Below are 14,869 nucleotides of genomic sequence, written 5' to 3'. Positions count from 1 at the left end.
ATAGGCTTAAATCAGGCTCAAATTTAGCCTAAACTAGGCATAGCATCTGGATGTATAATCGCACCTGCATGTTGGATGACAGTGCCAGCAAGTAAGTGACCTGCTTTGGCTGCTTGTTCTGTCGTGCCACCGGTTAATCTTTTCGCAAGGTATCCTGCGCTAAAAGAGTCGCCAGCTGCAGTAGTATCAACTACGTTTTCTACAAACGTCGCCGCAACACTGATCCTTGAATCTGGGGTGATCACCAAGCAAGGCTCACTGCCAAGTTTGACAACGATTTCAGATACGCCAAGGTTTGAGGTGCGCTCAATACATTGTTCAACATCAGTGTCACCATATAGCGCTTGTTCATCTTCAAAGGTTAAACAAGCAATGTCAGTGAATGACAACATTGTTTTGTAACTTGCTATAGCTTGAGCTTTATCTTGCCAAAGCTGTGGACGGTAATTATTGTCAAAAATAACCTTGCCGCCTGCTTCTTTAAATTGCTCAAGCACACTGAATAAAGTTTTACGGCTTTCACTGGTTAAAATAGCCAGTGAAATACCACTTAAATACAGATAATCAAAATCGATCAAAGACGCTGCCAGCTTTTTGCTGCCAGCTTGCTCAAATAAGTACTTCGCAGCGGCATCATTACGCCAGTAATAAAAAGAGCGTTCGCCGCAATCATCAGTTTCAATGTAATAAAGACCTGGCTGCTTGTTTTCAACATGCAATACATAATCAGTATTGATGCCTTCAGCCTGCCAAGTGTCTTTCATGGAAGTACTAAAAGGGTCATGACCTAACGCAGTAACATAATGGGTCGCTAAATTGGCACCTTGGGTAAGGCGCGCTAAATACAAAGCGGTATTTAACGTGTCTCCACCAAAGTTTTGCGCCAGCAATTCGCCTGATGGCCTTAGCTCAACCATGCATTCGCCAATAATCGCAATTTTTTGATTTTTCATATTCCAGTGCCTATTTAGAGGTTAAGTTACTTAAGGAAGTCTTCTCTTGAAGGCGAGAAAACATCGACCAGAATACTGTCTTCTTCTAGTGCTACTACGCCGTGCTCAAAATGTTTACGCGCAATAAATGCATCACCCGCATTAAGAATTTTTTTCTCACCATTAATTTGAGCTTCAAAGCTACCTTTCACTACATAACCAATTTGATCATGAATTTCGTGAGTGTGCGGGGTACCAATAGCACCTTTTCCAAAGCAAAGGTGAACCACCATTAAATCATCCGTGAAGCCTACAATTTTACGCTTAATCCCTTCACCGACTTCTTCCCATGGATGCTCATCTGCTTTAAAAAATATATTCATTGTGTTTCTCCGAAGCGTTTTAAATATTGCTAATCATCAATATTTAGTTATCATAATGCTTACTTTTGATTTGTAATACAATATGTTTTTATTTGTGTGAGCTAAATCAACTATTCTTTATTGGGCGAATTATAAGATATTTATCCGTAAAACGCTGTATAGCTTGAATATGGCCATTTGATTGCGAATGTGATCAAGTTCATTTTTCTGATAGGATTAGATATATCTATGACGCATATTGTATTACTTTATGTGCAGCTCTTAAATTTCATGACTGTAAAAAGGTGACAAAACCTATGGCAACGCAACCAATATTGCTTACTGAAGCCGAGATTTCGCTGTTAAGTAAAGAAGTAGGTCGTTCAAGCTTGATGGGAAAGACCATCGCGGCTAACCAGAAAGACGTCGATGCATTTATGCAACTGCCTATAGATATTCCTGGGCATGGTGAAGCAGGTGGCTATGAGCACAACCGTCATAAGCAGAACTACACTTACATGAATTTGGCCGGTCGTTTATTTTTGATCACTAAACAGCAAAAGTACGCTGATTTTGTTATTGAAGTTTTAGAGCAATACGCAGATAAATACCTTACTTTTGATTTTCATGTTCAAAAGAATACCAATCCAACAGGTCGTTTATTTCATCAAATTCTTAACGAGCATTGCTGGTTGTTCTACACCAGTATTGCTTATTCTTGTGTCGTTTCAGAAATGACTCAAGCTCAACAAGAACGTATCAAAGAACGCATTTTTGAACCTATGCTAGATATGTTCACTGTAAAATATGCCCATGATTTTGACCGCATTCATAATCATGGCATATGGGCTGTAGCCGCAGTGGGGATATGTGGCTTAGCCATTGGTAAGCGTGAATACCTTGAGCACGCTGTATATGGTTTAGACCGTGATGACACCGGTGGATTCTTAGCGCAAATATCACAATTGTTTGCGCCATCGGGCTACTACATGGAAGGCCCTTACTACCATCGCTACGCTATTCGCCCAACTTGTGTGTTTGCTGAAGTATTACATCGTCATATGCCAGAAGTGGATATTTACAGCTACAAAGACGGCGTGATTGGCAACACAGTGCAGGCGTTATTATCAACGGCTTATCCTAATGGTGAATTTCCAGCATTGAATGATGCTTCTCGTACCATGGGGATTACCGATATGGGCGTTCAAGTGGCAGTCAGTGTTTATAGCAAACATTACGGGCTTGATGACAACTTATTAGGCATGGCGAAAATTCAAGATGCTGTGTGGATGCACCCATGTGGCTTAGCATTATCGCAAGCATTTGAACAAGCGACCCAAGAACGTGAAATTGGCATGCCATTCTGGCCGAGTGTAGAGCTTAACGAAGGCCCTGAAGGCCAAAGTGGCGCACAAGGTTTTATCCGTATGCAGGATAAAAAACAAGATGTATTCCAGTTGGTAATGAATTACGGCCAACACGGTATGGGTCATGGCAACTTCGATACTTTAGGTATTACTTACTTTAACCGTGGCCAAGAAGTATTACGTGAATACGGTTTTGGTCGCTGGGTTAACGTTGAGCCTAAATTTGGTGGCCGTTACTTAGACGAGAACAAATCTTATGCTCGCCAAACGATAGCCCATAACCTGGTCACGATTGACGAAACTTGCCAAAACTACTTTGACGTTAAGCGCGCAGATGGGGTTCATGGTATCCCTCACTTCTTCGCTATCGACAGCGACAACATTAAAGGCATGAGCGCATTTGCCAATGACCATTACGATGGTTTCGACATGCAGCGCAGCGTATTTATGTTGAACATTGAAGAACTTGAAGCCCCGCTTTTATTAGATCTTTATCGCTTAACGGGTGAAGGTGAACATCAGTATGATTACTCACATCAATATGATGGCCAGATTATCCGTACTAACTTTGATTACACCACTCATCAAGAACTCGACACCCTTGGTGATAAAGATGGTTACCAGCATTTATGGCACGTTGCAGATGGCAAAGTAAATGACACTGCATTGGTTAGCTGGTTGCAAAACCATAATTATTACACTTGGTTAGGCACAAGCTCTAACGACAATGATCAAGTCATCTTTACCCGCACAGGGGCAAATGACCCAAGCTTTAATTTACGCAGCGAGCCAGCATTTACGCTACGCAGCAAAGGTGGCAACACGTTATTTGCTTCGGTATTAGAAACTCACGGTTATTTCAACGAAGAGTTTGAGCAATCAGTTAGTGCTCGTGGCCAAGTGAAAAATATTAAAGTTGTTGGCCACAATGAAGTGGGATCAGTCGTAGAGATTGAAACCGCTAGCAGTGTCGTTACAGTGATGATCAGCAACCAAGCTGATGCGACTAAAACCACTGAGCATCATCTAGATATCAACGGTCAAACTTATACTTGGACAGGGTTTTACGCTGTATCAAGCCAAGCGACAGTGCAGGAGAAGTAACATGAGTTATCAACCATTATTAATCAGCTTTGATGAAGCAATTGAGCTACGTAAAGAGCTGGGTCAAGATACGCTTCTTGGCAATGCATTGAGCCGTGATATTAAACAAACAGACAGCTATATGGCCGAAGTGGGCATTGAAGTGCCTGGCCATGGTGAAGGTGGTGGTTATGAGCATAACCGTCATAAGCAAAACTATATCCATATGGATCTTGCTGGCCGTTTGTTCTTAATCACTGAAGACACTAAATACCGTGATTACATTGTTGATATGCTCACAGCATACGCGACCGTGTACCCAACACTTGAAAGCAACGTCAGTAAAGACTCTAACCCACCGGGTAAGCTGTTCCACCAGACGTTAAACGAAAATATGTGGATGCTTTACGCATCTTGCGCGTATAGCTGTATTTACCACACATTAACTGACGATCAAAAACGCTTAATTGAAGATGATCTTTTGAAGCAAATGATCGAAATGTTTGTGGTGACTTACGCTCATGACTTCGACATCGTTCATAATCATGGCCTATGGGCTGTGGCTGCTGTAGGTATTTGTGGTTATGCCATTAATGACCAAGAATCAGTGGATAAAGCACTATATGGCTTAAAGCTTGATAAAGTTAGCGGTGGTTTCTTAGCGCAATTAGACCAATTGTTCTCGCCTGATGGCTATTACATGGAAGGGCCTTATTATCACCGCTTCTCACTGCGTCCAATTTACTTGTTTGCAGAAGCGATTGAACGTCGTCAGCCTGATATTGGCATTTACCAGTTCAATGACTCAGTGATTAAAACCACGTCTTATGCAGTATTTAAAACCGCATTCCCAGACGGTTCTTTACCTGCATTAAACGATTCATCGAAAACGATTTCGATTAACGATGAAGGCGTGATCATGGCAACATCTGTATGTTTCCATCGTTACGAGCAAACTGAAACCTTACTCGGTATGGCGAATCATCAGCAAGATGTGTGGGTTCACTCTTCAGGACAAACCTTGTCTACGGCAGTGGCTAACGCTGACGATATCAAGCCGTTTAACTGGGGCAGTTTATTCGTTACTGATGGCCCAGAAGGCGAAAAAGGTGGCGTGAGTATTTTACGTCATCGTGATGCGAAAGATGATGACACTATGGCACTGATTTGGTTTGGCCAGCACGGCAGTGATCATCAATATCACTCGGCGCTGGATCATGGCCATTATGACGGTTTACATTTAAGTGTATTTAATCGCGGTCATGAAGTGTTAAACGACTACGGCTTTGGCCGTTGGGTTAACGTTGAGCCAAAATTTGGCGGCCGTTATATCCCAGAGAACAAATCATATTGTAAGCAGACCGTTGCGCACAACACAGTGACAGTTGACCAGAAAACCCAAAACAACTTTGATACTGCCACAGCTGAATCTAAGTTTGGCCAAAAGCACTTCTTTGTTGCGGATAACCCAGCATTGCAAGGCATGAGTGGCGTTATCAGCGATTATTACGACGGCATTACCATGCAACGTAGTGTGATATTGGCTGAGCTCGAAGAGTTTGAAAAACCATTAGTCATTGATGTTTACTTGATTGAAGCTGATGCTGAGCACCAATACGATTTGCCGGTTCATTATAGTGGTCAAATCATTAGAACTGACTTTGACTACGACGTGGAAAGCAAACTACGTCCATTAGGCAAAGACAATGGTTATGAGCACTTGTGGAATGTCGGTTCAGGTAAAGTTGAAGCAAGCGCATTAGTGACCTGGTTACATGACAGCAGCTACTACAGTTTAGTTACTAGCGCAGTTGAGCACAGTGAGGTGATTTTTGCGCGCACAGGTGCCAATGATCCTGACTTTAATATGCGTAGCGAGCCTGCGTTAATTATGCGTCAATCGGGCAAAAACCATGTGTTTGCCTCGGTACTTGAAACCCACGGTTACTTTAACGAGTCAACTGAAGCATCATTGAATGCGCGTGGCGAAGTAAAGTCAGTTAACGTGATGGGCCATGACGACATTGGTACTGTCATTCGTATTGAAACGATTAAAGGTAATGACTACTACTTTGCAATTTCAAACGAAGAAGAAGCCAAGCATGCTGAAACCCGCACCGTGAAGTTTGATTCTCACTACTACACTTGGGCAGGGGCATTTGCTCAAGTCGAGCCTACAGATGTAGAACCAGCGTAAACGGCTGTTATTTGATAGCTTTAAAGCAGCTTAAGTCACAGCTTAAAAAACAGTTTATTTAAGCAAGTTTATCTTAATTATAAATGGGAAGCAGTTGCTTCCCATTTTTATTGGGCGTATTTCAGGGTATCTAAGGTCATCATTAGGGTGCTGAGTTAAAGCGGCGGAATGGAACTATAAAAGTTGTGATAAACGCAACTTGTGATAAATAAAAATAATGATTTTAATAAAATCTAATAATTTTTATTTATTAATGGTTGAGCTTAATATTACCTCATCGAAACAGAACATGGTTTCACTAATAAAATTTGAGGTAAGTTATGAAAATGAATCACGTCGGTATTATGGTCGGTGACATGGACCAAGCGGTTGAGTTTTACACTAAAGCTTTAGATATGAAGGTTGTCATGGGCAACACTAAAGTGAAAGAAGAACGTGAAACGGCTATCGGTAGAATGTGTATCGCGGTATTTGGTGAAGGTTTTAAAGGTTTTAACATTGCTCACTTACTTACATCAGATGGCATTGGTTTTGAGCTTTTTGAAATGAAAGAGCGTCAAGAGCGTCACGAAGTAGACTTCTCACGCATTGGTATTTTCCATTTTTGTTTGCAAACTGATGATTTTCACGGTGTTATCAAACGCACTAAAGCGCTTGGCGGTAAAGTCCGTATGGACATTATGCGTTACCATCCAGAAAGTGATAACAACACTGCACAAATGGTTTATCTAGAAGACCCATTTGGAAACTTATTCGAATTATACTCGCACACGTATGAAGAAACATACGCAGCTGATTACGAGTAATACTTATACTGTAAAAAAGGGCTAACTGAGAAGTTAGCCCTTTTGTTTTATCTGTTTGTCCCGTACAGAGGTAAGCTTAAACCTAGAATTCAGATTAATAACTGAGCTTTTCAGCATCGTGATGACTAAACTCTTTGACCGCTTTTCTGGCTAAAAATCGAAATGGAAACGCTTTAATGATTTCTTCAAAAGGTTGAATTGCAAATGCCCAAAATATTGATGCATCAAAGTACAAGATAAGCAGGGCGCATAAAGGGATTGATATGAGCCACTGACCCGTAAAGTTAATCTTAAATACCGCAGTAGTATGCCCCATTGCTCTGAGCACATGCCCATGTACTGTGTTGTATCCGCGAACCAAAGGCAAAATAATATAAATTGGCGCAATAATGGCTAACGCCTGATAGGTTTCGTCTGCCATATCAGGGTATATATCGGCAATCCAAAAACTTAAAATGAAGAAAAAGCCCATGGTCATCAGTGAAATTGCCACAGCAAGATTAATGCTGATATTCACATTATCTTCTAAATCATGCAGCTTCTTTGAACCAATGGCTTGGCTGATTGAAATGGCAGAAGAGTGGGCCCAGGCTGTAATAAATTGCCCACCTGCTCGCATCCAAGGCAAGACTAAGGTGATGGCTACGTAAGCGTTAATTGATAGCTGCGAGTAAAGTAACTGATAAACACTGACACCAATAGACAGCATGGTGACATTGGCTGCAACAGGAAAAATTTCCATAAAATGTTTGCGCGCATTGATCAGTGCTTCATGAATATTCAATGCAAGCTTTAACGAGATATTATCTAACGTGGAAACGCACAGAGCGAGGTAAATAAAGCGCACGAAAATAGCCACTAAACTCCCCACAGCAGCGCCGACAACGCCAAGCTCTGGGGTGAATGCTGTGCCGTATATGAAAGCGTATGACAAAACTGCGTTAATAGGGAGTTCAATCAAATAGCCTTTAAACGCGATTTTTGTTTTGCCCAAGCTATTAAAGAGGGCAATACAAACTTGGGTTACAGCGTTAAAGAGCACCACATACTTGGCAACACTTAAGTAGCGCAGTACTTCAGCCTGTAAGGCGACATCTTGGGTAATTAGCGCGACTATAGATTCTTCAAATAACAGAAGTACAGACCAAAACAGTAATGCGACAGAGAAATTGATACTCATGCCAGACCAGCATGATTTAGTCAGTGCAAGGGCGTTTTTAGAACCAACGGCACGGCTCATAACCAGTTGCGATCCATTGGCCAATGCCATTTGAATGCCCATGATAAACGCCACAATGGTGGTGGCTATTCCCATTGCTGCCAACGGGATTTCACCCAGTGGTGATACTAATAGGGTGTCTATCATCAGCATTGACTGCATCAACAGGGCGTTTAATGCTAAAGGCCAAGCTAAGGCAATGTTATTGCGAACATATTGGTTATGAATATAGCGATTAATGAACTGCATGTTCACCTTTCATTATTATCGAGTTTGTCATTCATTCTTCCTTGAACTAGGGCTTCTGTACTTGGTACTTCAGTTTGCAGTTAACTGATAGCAACCTCACTTTTTAAGCAGAAGCCTTAGTAAATATTAAGCAGTAGGGACCTCAGAGAACCTTTGATTGTCATCGCGTAATAATTCCTGACAATAGCTGCGTGCTTGGTCGGCATCACCAGACATAATCGAGTCATAAATGCCTTTGTGTTCGTTAATACAAAAGCGGCCACCTTCAGCTGAGTGATCGATAAACAACTTAAAGATGGTGGTTAATATATTGCCGAAAGGAATATAAAACTGATTATCTGTCGATAAGTAGATCGTTTGGTGGAACAAGTGATCGTTAATGGTCCATTGCTCATAATCAAATTCTTCAGCAGCTTTAATCATATTTTGCATTAATACCGACATCTGCTTACGTTGTTCAATTGTGGCGTAGCTGGCTGCCAGTGCACAGGCTTCGGGCTCAATGGCTTTACGTAATCCTAAAAACTTACTTAAGAACACTTCAGTATTTTCAAGCCCTTGAATCCAGTCTAATAACTGTGGGTCAAGAAAATGCCAATTTGCACGCGCTCTTACCGTCGTACCCACTTTAGGACGTGACTCAATCAAGCCTTTGGCCGATAGCAATTTAGTTGATTCACGTAATGCTGTGCGGCTAACGCCGAACATTTCACATAAATCCATTTCACAAGGAAGTCTCTGCAAAGGCTCAATCTCGCCTGACAAAATTTTACGCGCAATTTGTCTAGCAACTTGCACATGGACTCGTCTGCTTGAATCTTCTACTTGTATGAACATGATCTTGCGATCCTTTTTAAAATGAAAATTGGCTCAAAATATCGATGAGATCAGAACACTTCTAAGCCACATGAGTTGTAGTGCAGTGGGTTTAATGCTCATCATAGATAGTTATAAAATGGTATTACGTATCAGCGACATTTGCCTGTTGGCTCATGGCTAAAAAGGCTGTTATGGAACGGGGTATTCGCAGAACTTGATCAGCATCAAATCATGTATATACCTTTACAATTGAATGAGTGTTTACAGTCGGAATCGCAGATTATTTGCTTATCATGTAAGCAAATAAAGGTATGCGTTTCACTCATTCTGAGACTCCTTACACTCACCATTTCCTGTTGTATTATACTACAATATACCGTGTTTTTATAAAACCTGTTTATGTTACCAATGGGTGTTAAAAGCTGTTTAGACTCACATATATGAATAAAAGATTAATTTTTATTTATTATCTTTAGCTTGTTTAAAGCTGACTAAGTTGGATGATTTCTGCTTTATATTGTCGTACAAATATTCAGAGTAAGTACTTCTAAAGACTGAATAAGCTCTAAGTTATTCAGTTAAAACAAGTTTACTTAGTTTGCCATGGTAAGAGTCAAAATATGTACAATCGAGTAAACTCAGTAACGATATGATAGTTATAAAAAAGATAAATATTTTGTCTTTTCTTTAGATGGTTTTTCACATGTTAAATTGTCATATGGGTTTGAAGACCGAATGAACTTGATTTTATTTGTATGATTTATCAAAGGCAGGCAACATGAAACTTGTTGAAAATCAGTGTTAAAGTACAGTTTTCAAGCATTCTCGTCTCATATTTATCATGTTATATTGGCGCAATTATCCCAATAACAGCGTTGTATAAGCAAATGGCGAATAGCTTCAATTCAATTTCAGGGGCTAAACGTAGTTTACATTTACACGTTGCCCGCGAAATCGCTCGTGCGATCCTTTCAGGTGAACTTGCTCAAGGCAGTATCATTCCAAGTGAAATGGTATTGTGCGAACAATTTGGTATTAGTCGAACAGCGTTAAGAGAAGCAGTGAAATTACTGACTTCAAAAGGCTTGCTACAGTCACGTCCCAAAATCGGTACACGAGTGGTTGAGAAGATTAATTGGAACTTTTTAGATCCACAATTAATTGAGTGGATGGAAGGGCTGACTGACATTAATGACTTCTGTAACCAATTTTTAGGCTTTCGCCGTGCAATTGAACCAGAAGCTTGTGCATTAGCGGCGCAAAATGCCACTGTCGAGCAGCGTAAAGAGTTGTCTTCAGTGTTTCAGAAAATGAGTGAGTTGAATTCAGCACCTGAGTTAGACATCGAAGCATGGATTGACATTGATATTCAATTCCATCGGATTATTTTCTTCTCTACTGGTAATGACTTTTACCTGCCTTTTGGCAATATTCTCACCACCATGTTTGAGCACTTTATTGCTTATTCATCTGAAGAAGGTGGCACCTGTTTTAATGAGCATAGGTTGATTTATGAAGCCATTATGATTGGTGATTCAACCAAAGCTCGCGAAACATCTCGAGAGCATTTACAGTCAATCAATCACCGAATTAAAGAGTAAGTTAGCTCGTTAATCGGACATAAAAAAACGCAGACCTAGGTCTGCGTTTTTTGTTGGGTTAGACAACAGGTTATTAGTCTATTGTCTTAATGCCATTATTGGTTTTACTTAGCTTCTGCTTCTTCCGCAGCGGCCGCATCTTCAATGCTGCTATCAACGGCATTAACTAGCAGTAAACCAACCGAGAGGACAATCACACCACATAATACAAATATCATGCGAGACCAGAAAGGATTCGGTAGAAGGAACATTGCCATGACAAAGATACCTGCTACAGCGATTAATGTACCTAACATGCGACGTTGCTTGTTATCCAGTTGCTTTTGAGCGTTGCCTTCAGAAACCAGTGGTGTAGCAAGGTTTTCAAAGAACTTATCAACATTCTTTTGACGTTCTTCTGTCAAAGGTTTGTAGAATAAAGTTGAAGCGACAAAGAAACCAGCGGTGAAGACCACGTGTGCCATCAGACCAATCGCAACCGTAATTTCAGACCATTCACGTCCAGTTAACGCTTGTTCTAGACCTAAAGCGTTCTCAACCATTTCAGCAGTAATCACAAAGCCAACAATATAAGAAACAAAGCCACCGACCACTAAGGTTCCCCATGCAGCCCAGTCAGGCGTCTTCTTAATGAAGAATCCACAGAATGCTGGAATAGTCATTGGGAAGCCAATTAAGGCACCAACGTACATCATGGTATCGAATAAGCTCAACCCTTTAAGTGAGTTAATAAATAACGATACTAAGATAATGGCAATACCGAAGAAGGTTGAAGTCAGTTTAGACACTAACATCAATTCTTTTTCGCTAGCATGTGGACGAACGACTGGCTCGTAGAAGTTCTTAACGAAAATACCAGAGTTACGGTTCAGACCTGAATCCATAGAGGACATAGTTGCGGCAAACATTGCGGCAATCAATAGTCCAACCATGCCCACAGGCATATATTCCTGTACGAAGTATAGGTATGCAAAGTCAGCCGCTTTACTACCCGCCTCAGGGTAAATCGCTGCTAAATCAACACCAGAACCCGCTAAGTACCAGCTAGGTAGGAACCAAATAACAGGGCCAATACTCATTAATACACAGGCCAGTAATGCGGCTTTACGTGCATTCTTTGAATCTTTAGCTGCTAAGTAACGGTAAGAGTTCAACATGTTGTTGGTAATACTGAACTGCTTTAAGAAAATGAATACTGCCCATACTGCGAAGATACTTAAGTAGTTAAGATCGCCACCAGCAATAAATGAATCCGTTGGGAAGTTTTCAATAATGTTAGTGATACCACCGCCGTGTACGTAAGCCATTACCGCACAGGTAATCGTTACAGCCATGATAATAACCATTTGCATAAAGTCAGATGCAATAACCGCCCATGAACCACCGGTAACTGACATAACCAATACAACAAGACCAGTCAAAATAATGGTTGTGGTCATGTCAAAGCCGAAGATACCTGATGCAATAATGGCGAGACCATTTAACCAGATACCCGCAGTGATTACGCTGTTTGGCATACCAGTCCAGGTAAATACTTGCTCATTGGCGTTACCAAAGCGCATACGGATTGCTTCAATTACCGTGACAACACGTAGTTGACGGAATTTAGGCGCGAAGTAGACGTAATTCATTAAATAACCAAAGGCGTTGGCTAAGAAAAGAATGGCGACACTAAAGCCGTCTGTGTATGCCTTACCAGCGGCGCCAGTAAAGGTCCATGCGCTGAATTGGGTCATAAAGGCAGTCGCCCCAACCATCCACCACAACATACTTCCGCCCCCACGGAAATAGTCACTTGTATTACTTGTAAATGTTCGGAACATCCAGCCTATTGCAATTAAGAATAGAAAATAGATGCCTACAATGAGTGTATTTAGCTCCATTTTTATAACCTTTTCTAAGAGTAAATCTATGGGAACCAACATCAGCAATAATGCTGAAAAAAAGCCTTAATTACTCAGTAATCAGACTGACCTTATTAAAAGTGCAAACTTTAAAACTTCAAACATTCTTATTTCATCAACAATTTAGCATCCTGAGTAGTGGATGCATTTGCTAAAGCACATATCGTAGCTGCAATAACCTAAAATCTATTTGTCACACTGACTTATTAAAATGGGTCGCTAACCTCGTTGTTACCTTGACCGCAGTTATTCTTTTTAGGGTGGTAACTTCATTGCGGGTCGAAGACTGCACGCCCCAAATATTCTTAGGTGCTGGCTTTTCGAACTCGCTGTATGAAAACGATAAATGGGAGTGTATTAACCTTTGCCTCTTAGACAAAGTCGATACAGTGAAACCATTTCCCAATAAATCAATAAAATGATACTAACATAATACAATATCAATTGTGAGACGCACATCAAATTTCGTTATAGAAATTATTGCCAATAATTAATTGTGTTTTTAAGTTGTTGTTTTTGCTGTGGTATATTTATTTGGTTACATAAAGATAGTAATTTTACATGACCTGTATCACTGAATAACTTTTGTCTTATGCTATATTTGTATTACTTAATAGCTGGAGGAAGTAAATGAAAGTCCCAAAATCTTTGTGCGCAGCCGCTTTAATGAGTGTATTTGTAACGAGTCCTGTATTGGCGGCAAATTTTGTTTTTTTAGATGAAGCCACATTGGCAGCTAATCGTGCTTTGTTACATTCAGAAAATGCACCTAAATCAATGCAGCGCAGTTACCAGCAACTACTTGAAGAAGCAGATATCGGCAAAAAGGCAGGTATTTTCAGTGTAGCCCATAAAGGCTTCACACCTCCTAGTGGCGATAAAAATGATTATATGAGCATTAGTCCTTATTGGTGGCCAGATGAATCTAAAGCTGACGGCCTACCTTGGATACGCTTTGATGGGAAAACTAATCCAGCGTCTAAATCTGATGAAACGGACTCAGTAAGAATTGGCACTTTTACTCGTACAGTGCGGGCATTAGCATTAGGTTATTACTTTAGTGAAGATGAAGCCTACGCCAATAAAGCGATTGAATTAGTTCGTGCTTGGTATATAGATGAAGACACACGTATGAATCCCAATGTGAATTTTGGTCAAGGTGTACCAGGAGTGGCAGACGGACGTCGCAGTGGTTTGATCGATACTCGTACCTTGGTTGAACGTAATTTAGATGCGATAGCTATTTTATCTCAGTCACCCTCGTGGACAGATAAAGACGAGCAGGGGATAGAGCAATGGTACAGCGATTACCTTGATTGGTTAATAGAAGACGATTTAAGTGGTGGCCCTAAAGGCGAGGCTTACGCACCTAATAACCACGGCACTTGGTATGATTATCAAATGGCTGGCATTGCATACTTCTTAGGTAATACACATTTAACTAAGCAAATGGTTCAAAAAGGTAAAGTTCGTGTTGATACCCAGTTTGCTGAAGATGGCTCGCAGCCACATGAAGCGCAAAGAACTCGTTCTTATCATTACCATTACTTCAGCTTAGATCCGTTAGTAGGCATTGCTCAACTTGGTGATAAGGTTGATGTTGACTTGTGGCACTATGAAAATGATCAAGGCGTGTCTTTATCAAAAGGCATCGAGTTTATGGTGAATTACAATGATCCTAAAGCCAGTTGGCCTTTTCCTGAAAAAGACAGCCGCAGAATTGCCCGTATGTCACCTATTTACCTAAAAGCAGGTCAAGCGTTGAATAACGAGCAATGGATTAACTTGGCGAAAGACACTGACTTTAGTAATTACAGCGTGAGTAAAAACTTAGCTGAGGTATGGGCACAGCGTGAGATTGAACTGCTGTATCGTTCAAACTAACTGATTCTGACTGCTTAAAATGAAAAGCGAATACTGATATAGGTATTCGCTTTTTAGTTTCAGGGGCTTTTTATTACAAGAATTGATCGCACAGAGTTGATTATAAAGAATTGTTAACCCATTAATGAATTATTGTGGGTTCATATTAACGTGTGATAAATCACAATAAAGTCTGATCATTTTTAATATAGATTTATATTTGTGGCATTTTTGCAGGCAGAACCTGGGGAGGAGTAATACATTTCTGTCCTAAGATTTGTTAGCAGCTTTCGTTAGCTAATGATTTATTTATTTGGATAAAAATCTAAATCAAAGTCGTGGCGCTTCGCCCACACCAGACTAAAAAGGAGTGAACTGCGACTCCCTCTTAGAACACCCCGCAGCTCCGGCGAAATTTAAACAGCAAAATTTCCAACGGAGAATCACCCAGCTTTAAACTTCATTTT

10 protein-coding genes are annotated in these 14,869 nt (G+C 40.6%); 5 read left to right on the top strand and 5 right to left on the bottom strand.

The genetic code is table 11. The features are described 5' to 3' along the window. Positions 1 to 23 precede the first annotated feature (23 nt). Both BCU84_RS03050 and BCU84_RS03045 read right to left on the bottom strand, forming a co-directional pair. Positions 24 to 953, bottom strand: a complete 930-nt coding sequence (locus BCU84_RS03050) for a sugar kinase (RefSeq protein WP_102526626.1) — start codon at positions 951 to 953, stop codon at positions 24 to 26. 26 nt (positions 954 to 979) lie between these two features. Continuing rightward, entirely contained in the window at positions 980 to 1,315 is a 336-nt protein-coding gene (locus tag BCU84_RS03045) for a cupin domain-containing protein (protein ID WP_102526625.1), read from the bottom strand. 296 nt (positions 1,316 to 1,611) lie between these two features. On the opposite strand from BCU84_RS03045, the gene BCU84_RS03040 reads away from it, so the two are divergent. From BCU84_RS03040 to BCU84_RS03030, 3 genes are all read left to right on the top strand, one after another. Then, positions 1,612 to 3,765: a heparinase II/III family protein gene (locus BCU84_RS03040; protein ID WP_102526624.1), complete on the top strand. Its 2,154-nt coding sequence runs from the start codon at positions 1,612 to 1,614 to the stop codon at positions 3,763 to 3,765. Between the two features lies 1 nt (position 3,766). Beyond that, positions 3,767 to 5,941 carry a heparinase II/III family protein gene (locus tag BCU84_RS03035; RefSeq protein WP_102526623.1) on the top strand — a complete coding sequence of 725 codons (2,175 nt, stop codon included), beginning with the start codon at positions 3,767 to 3,769 and terminating at the stop codon, positions 5,939 to 5,941. 320 nt (positions 5,942 to 6,261) lie between these two features. Then, entirely contained in the window at positions 6,262 to 6,747 is a 486-nt protein-coding gene (locus BCU84_RS03030; RefSeq protein WP_102526622.1) for a VOC family protein, read from the top strand. A 94-nt stretch (positions 6,748 to 6,841) separates the two neighbouring features. On the opposite strand, the gene BCU84_RS03025 is transcribed toward BCU84_RS03030, so the two are convergent. Beyond that, the gene (locus BCU84_RS03025) at positions 6,842 to 8,215 is read right to left on the bottom strand and encodes an MATE family efflux transporter (RefSeq protein WP_102526621.1); all 1,374 of its coding nucleotides are present in this window, start codon (positions 8,213 to 8,215) and stop codon (positions 6,842 to 6,844) included. 126 nt (positions 8,216 to 8,341) lie between these two features. Continuing rightward, complete coding sequence (locus BCU84_RS03020; protein WP_102526620.1) at positions 8,342 to 9,052, bottom strand: FadR/GntR family transcriptional regulator; 711 nt, start codon at positions 9,050 to 9,052, stop codon at positions 8,342 to 8,344. Between the two features lie 770 nt (positions 9,053 to 9,822). Here BCU84_RS03020 and BCU84_RS03015 point away from each other — a divergent pair. Continuing rightward, a complete protein-coding gene (locus tag BCU84_RS03015) occupies positions 9,823 to 10,635 on the top strand; it encodes a FadR/GntR family transcriptional regulator (protein WP_241906344.1) in 813 nt (270 codons plus the stop codon). Between the two features lie 104 nt (positions 10,636 to 10,739). Here the strand turns inward: BCU84_RS03015 and BCU84_RS03010 are convergent, their stop codons facing one another. Next, entirely contained in the window at positions 10,740 to 12,518 is a 1,779-nt protein-coding gene (locus tag BCU84_RS03010) for a transporter (RefSeq protein WP_102526619.1), read from the bottom strand. Between the two features lie 651 nt (positions 12,519 to 13,169). Here BCU84_RS03010 and BCU84_RS03005 point away from each other — a divergent pair. Further along, a complete protein-coding gene (locus tag BCU84_RS03005) occupies positions 13,170 to 14,423 on the top strand; it encodes an alginate lyase family protein (RefSeq protein WP_102526618.1) in 1,254 nt (417 codons plus the stop codon). The last annotated feature ends 446 nt before the right edge of the window (positions 14,424 to 14,869 follow it).

Origin of the sequence: Shewanella sp. 10N.286.51.B7 (genome assembly GCF_002873615.1) — a bacterium.
GTDB classification, from domain to species: domain Bacteria; phylum Pseudomonadota; class Gammaproteobacteria; order Enterobacterales; family Shewanellaceae; genus Shewanella; species Shewanella electrodiphila.
Note: the sequence above shows the minus strand (reverse complement) of the source record. Positions and strands in the feature narration are given on the sequence as shown.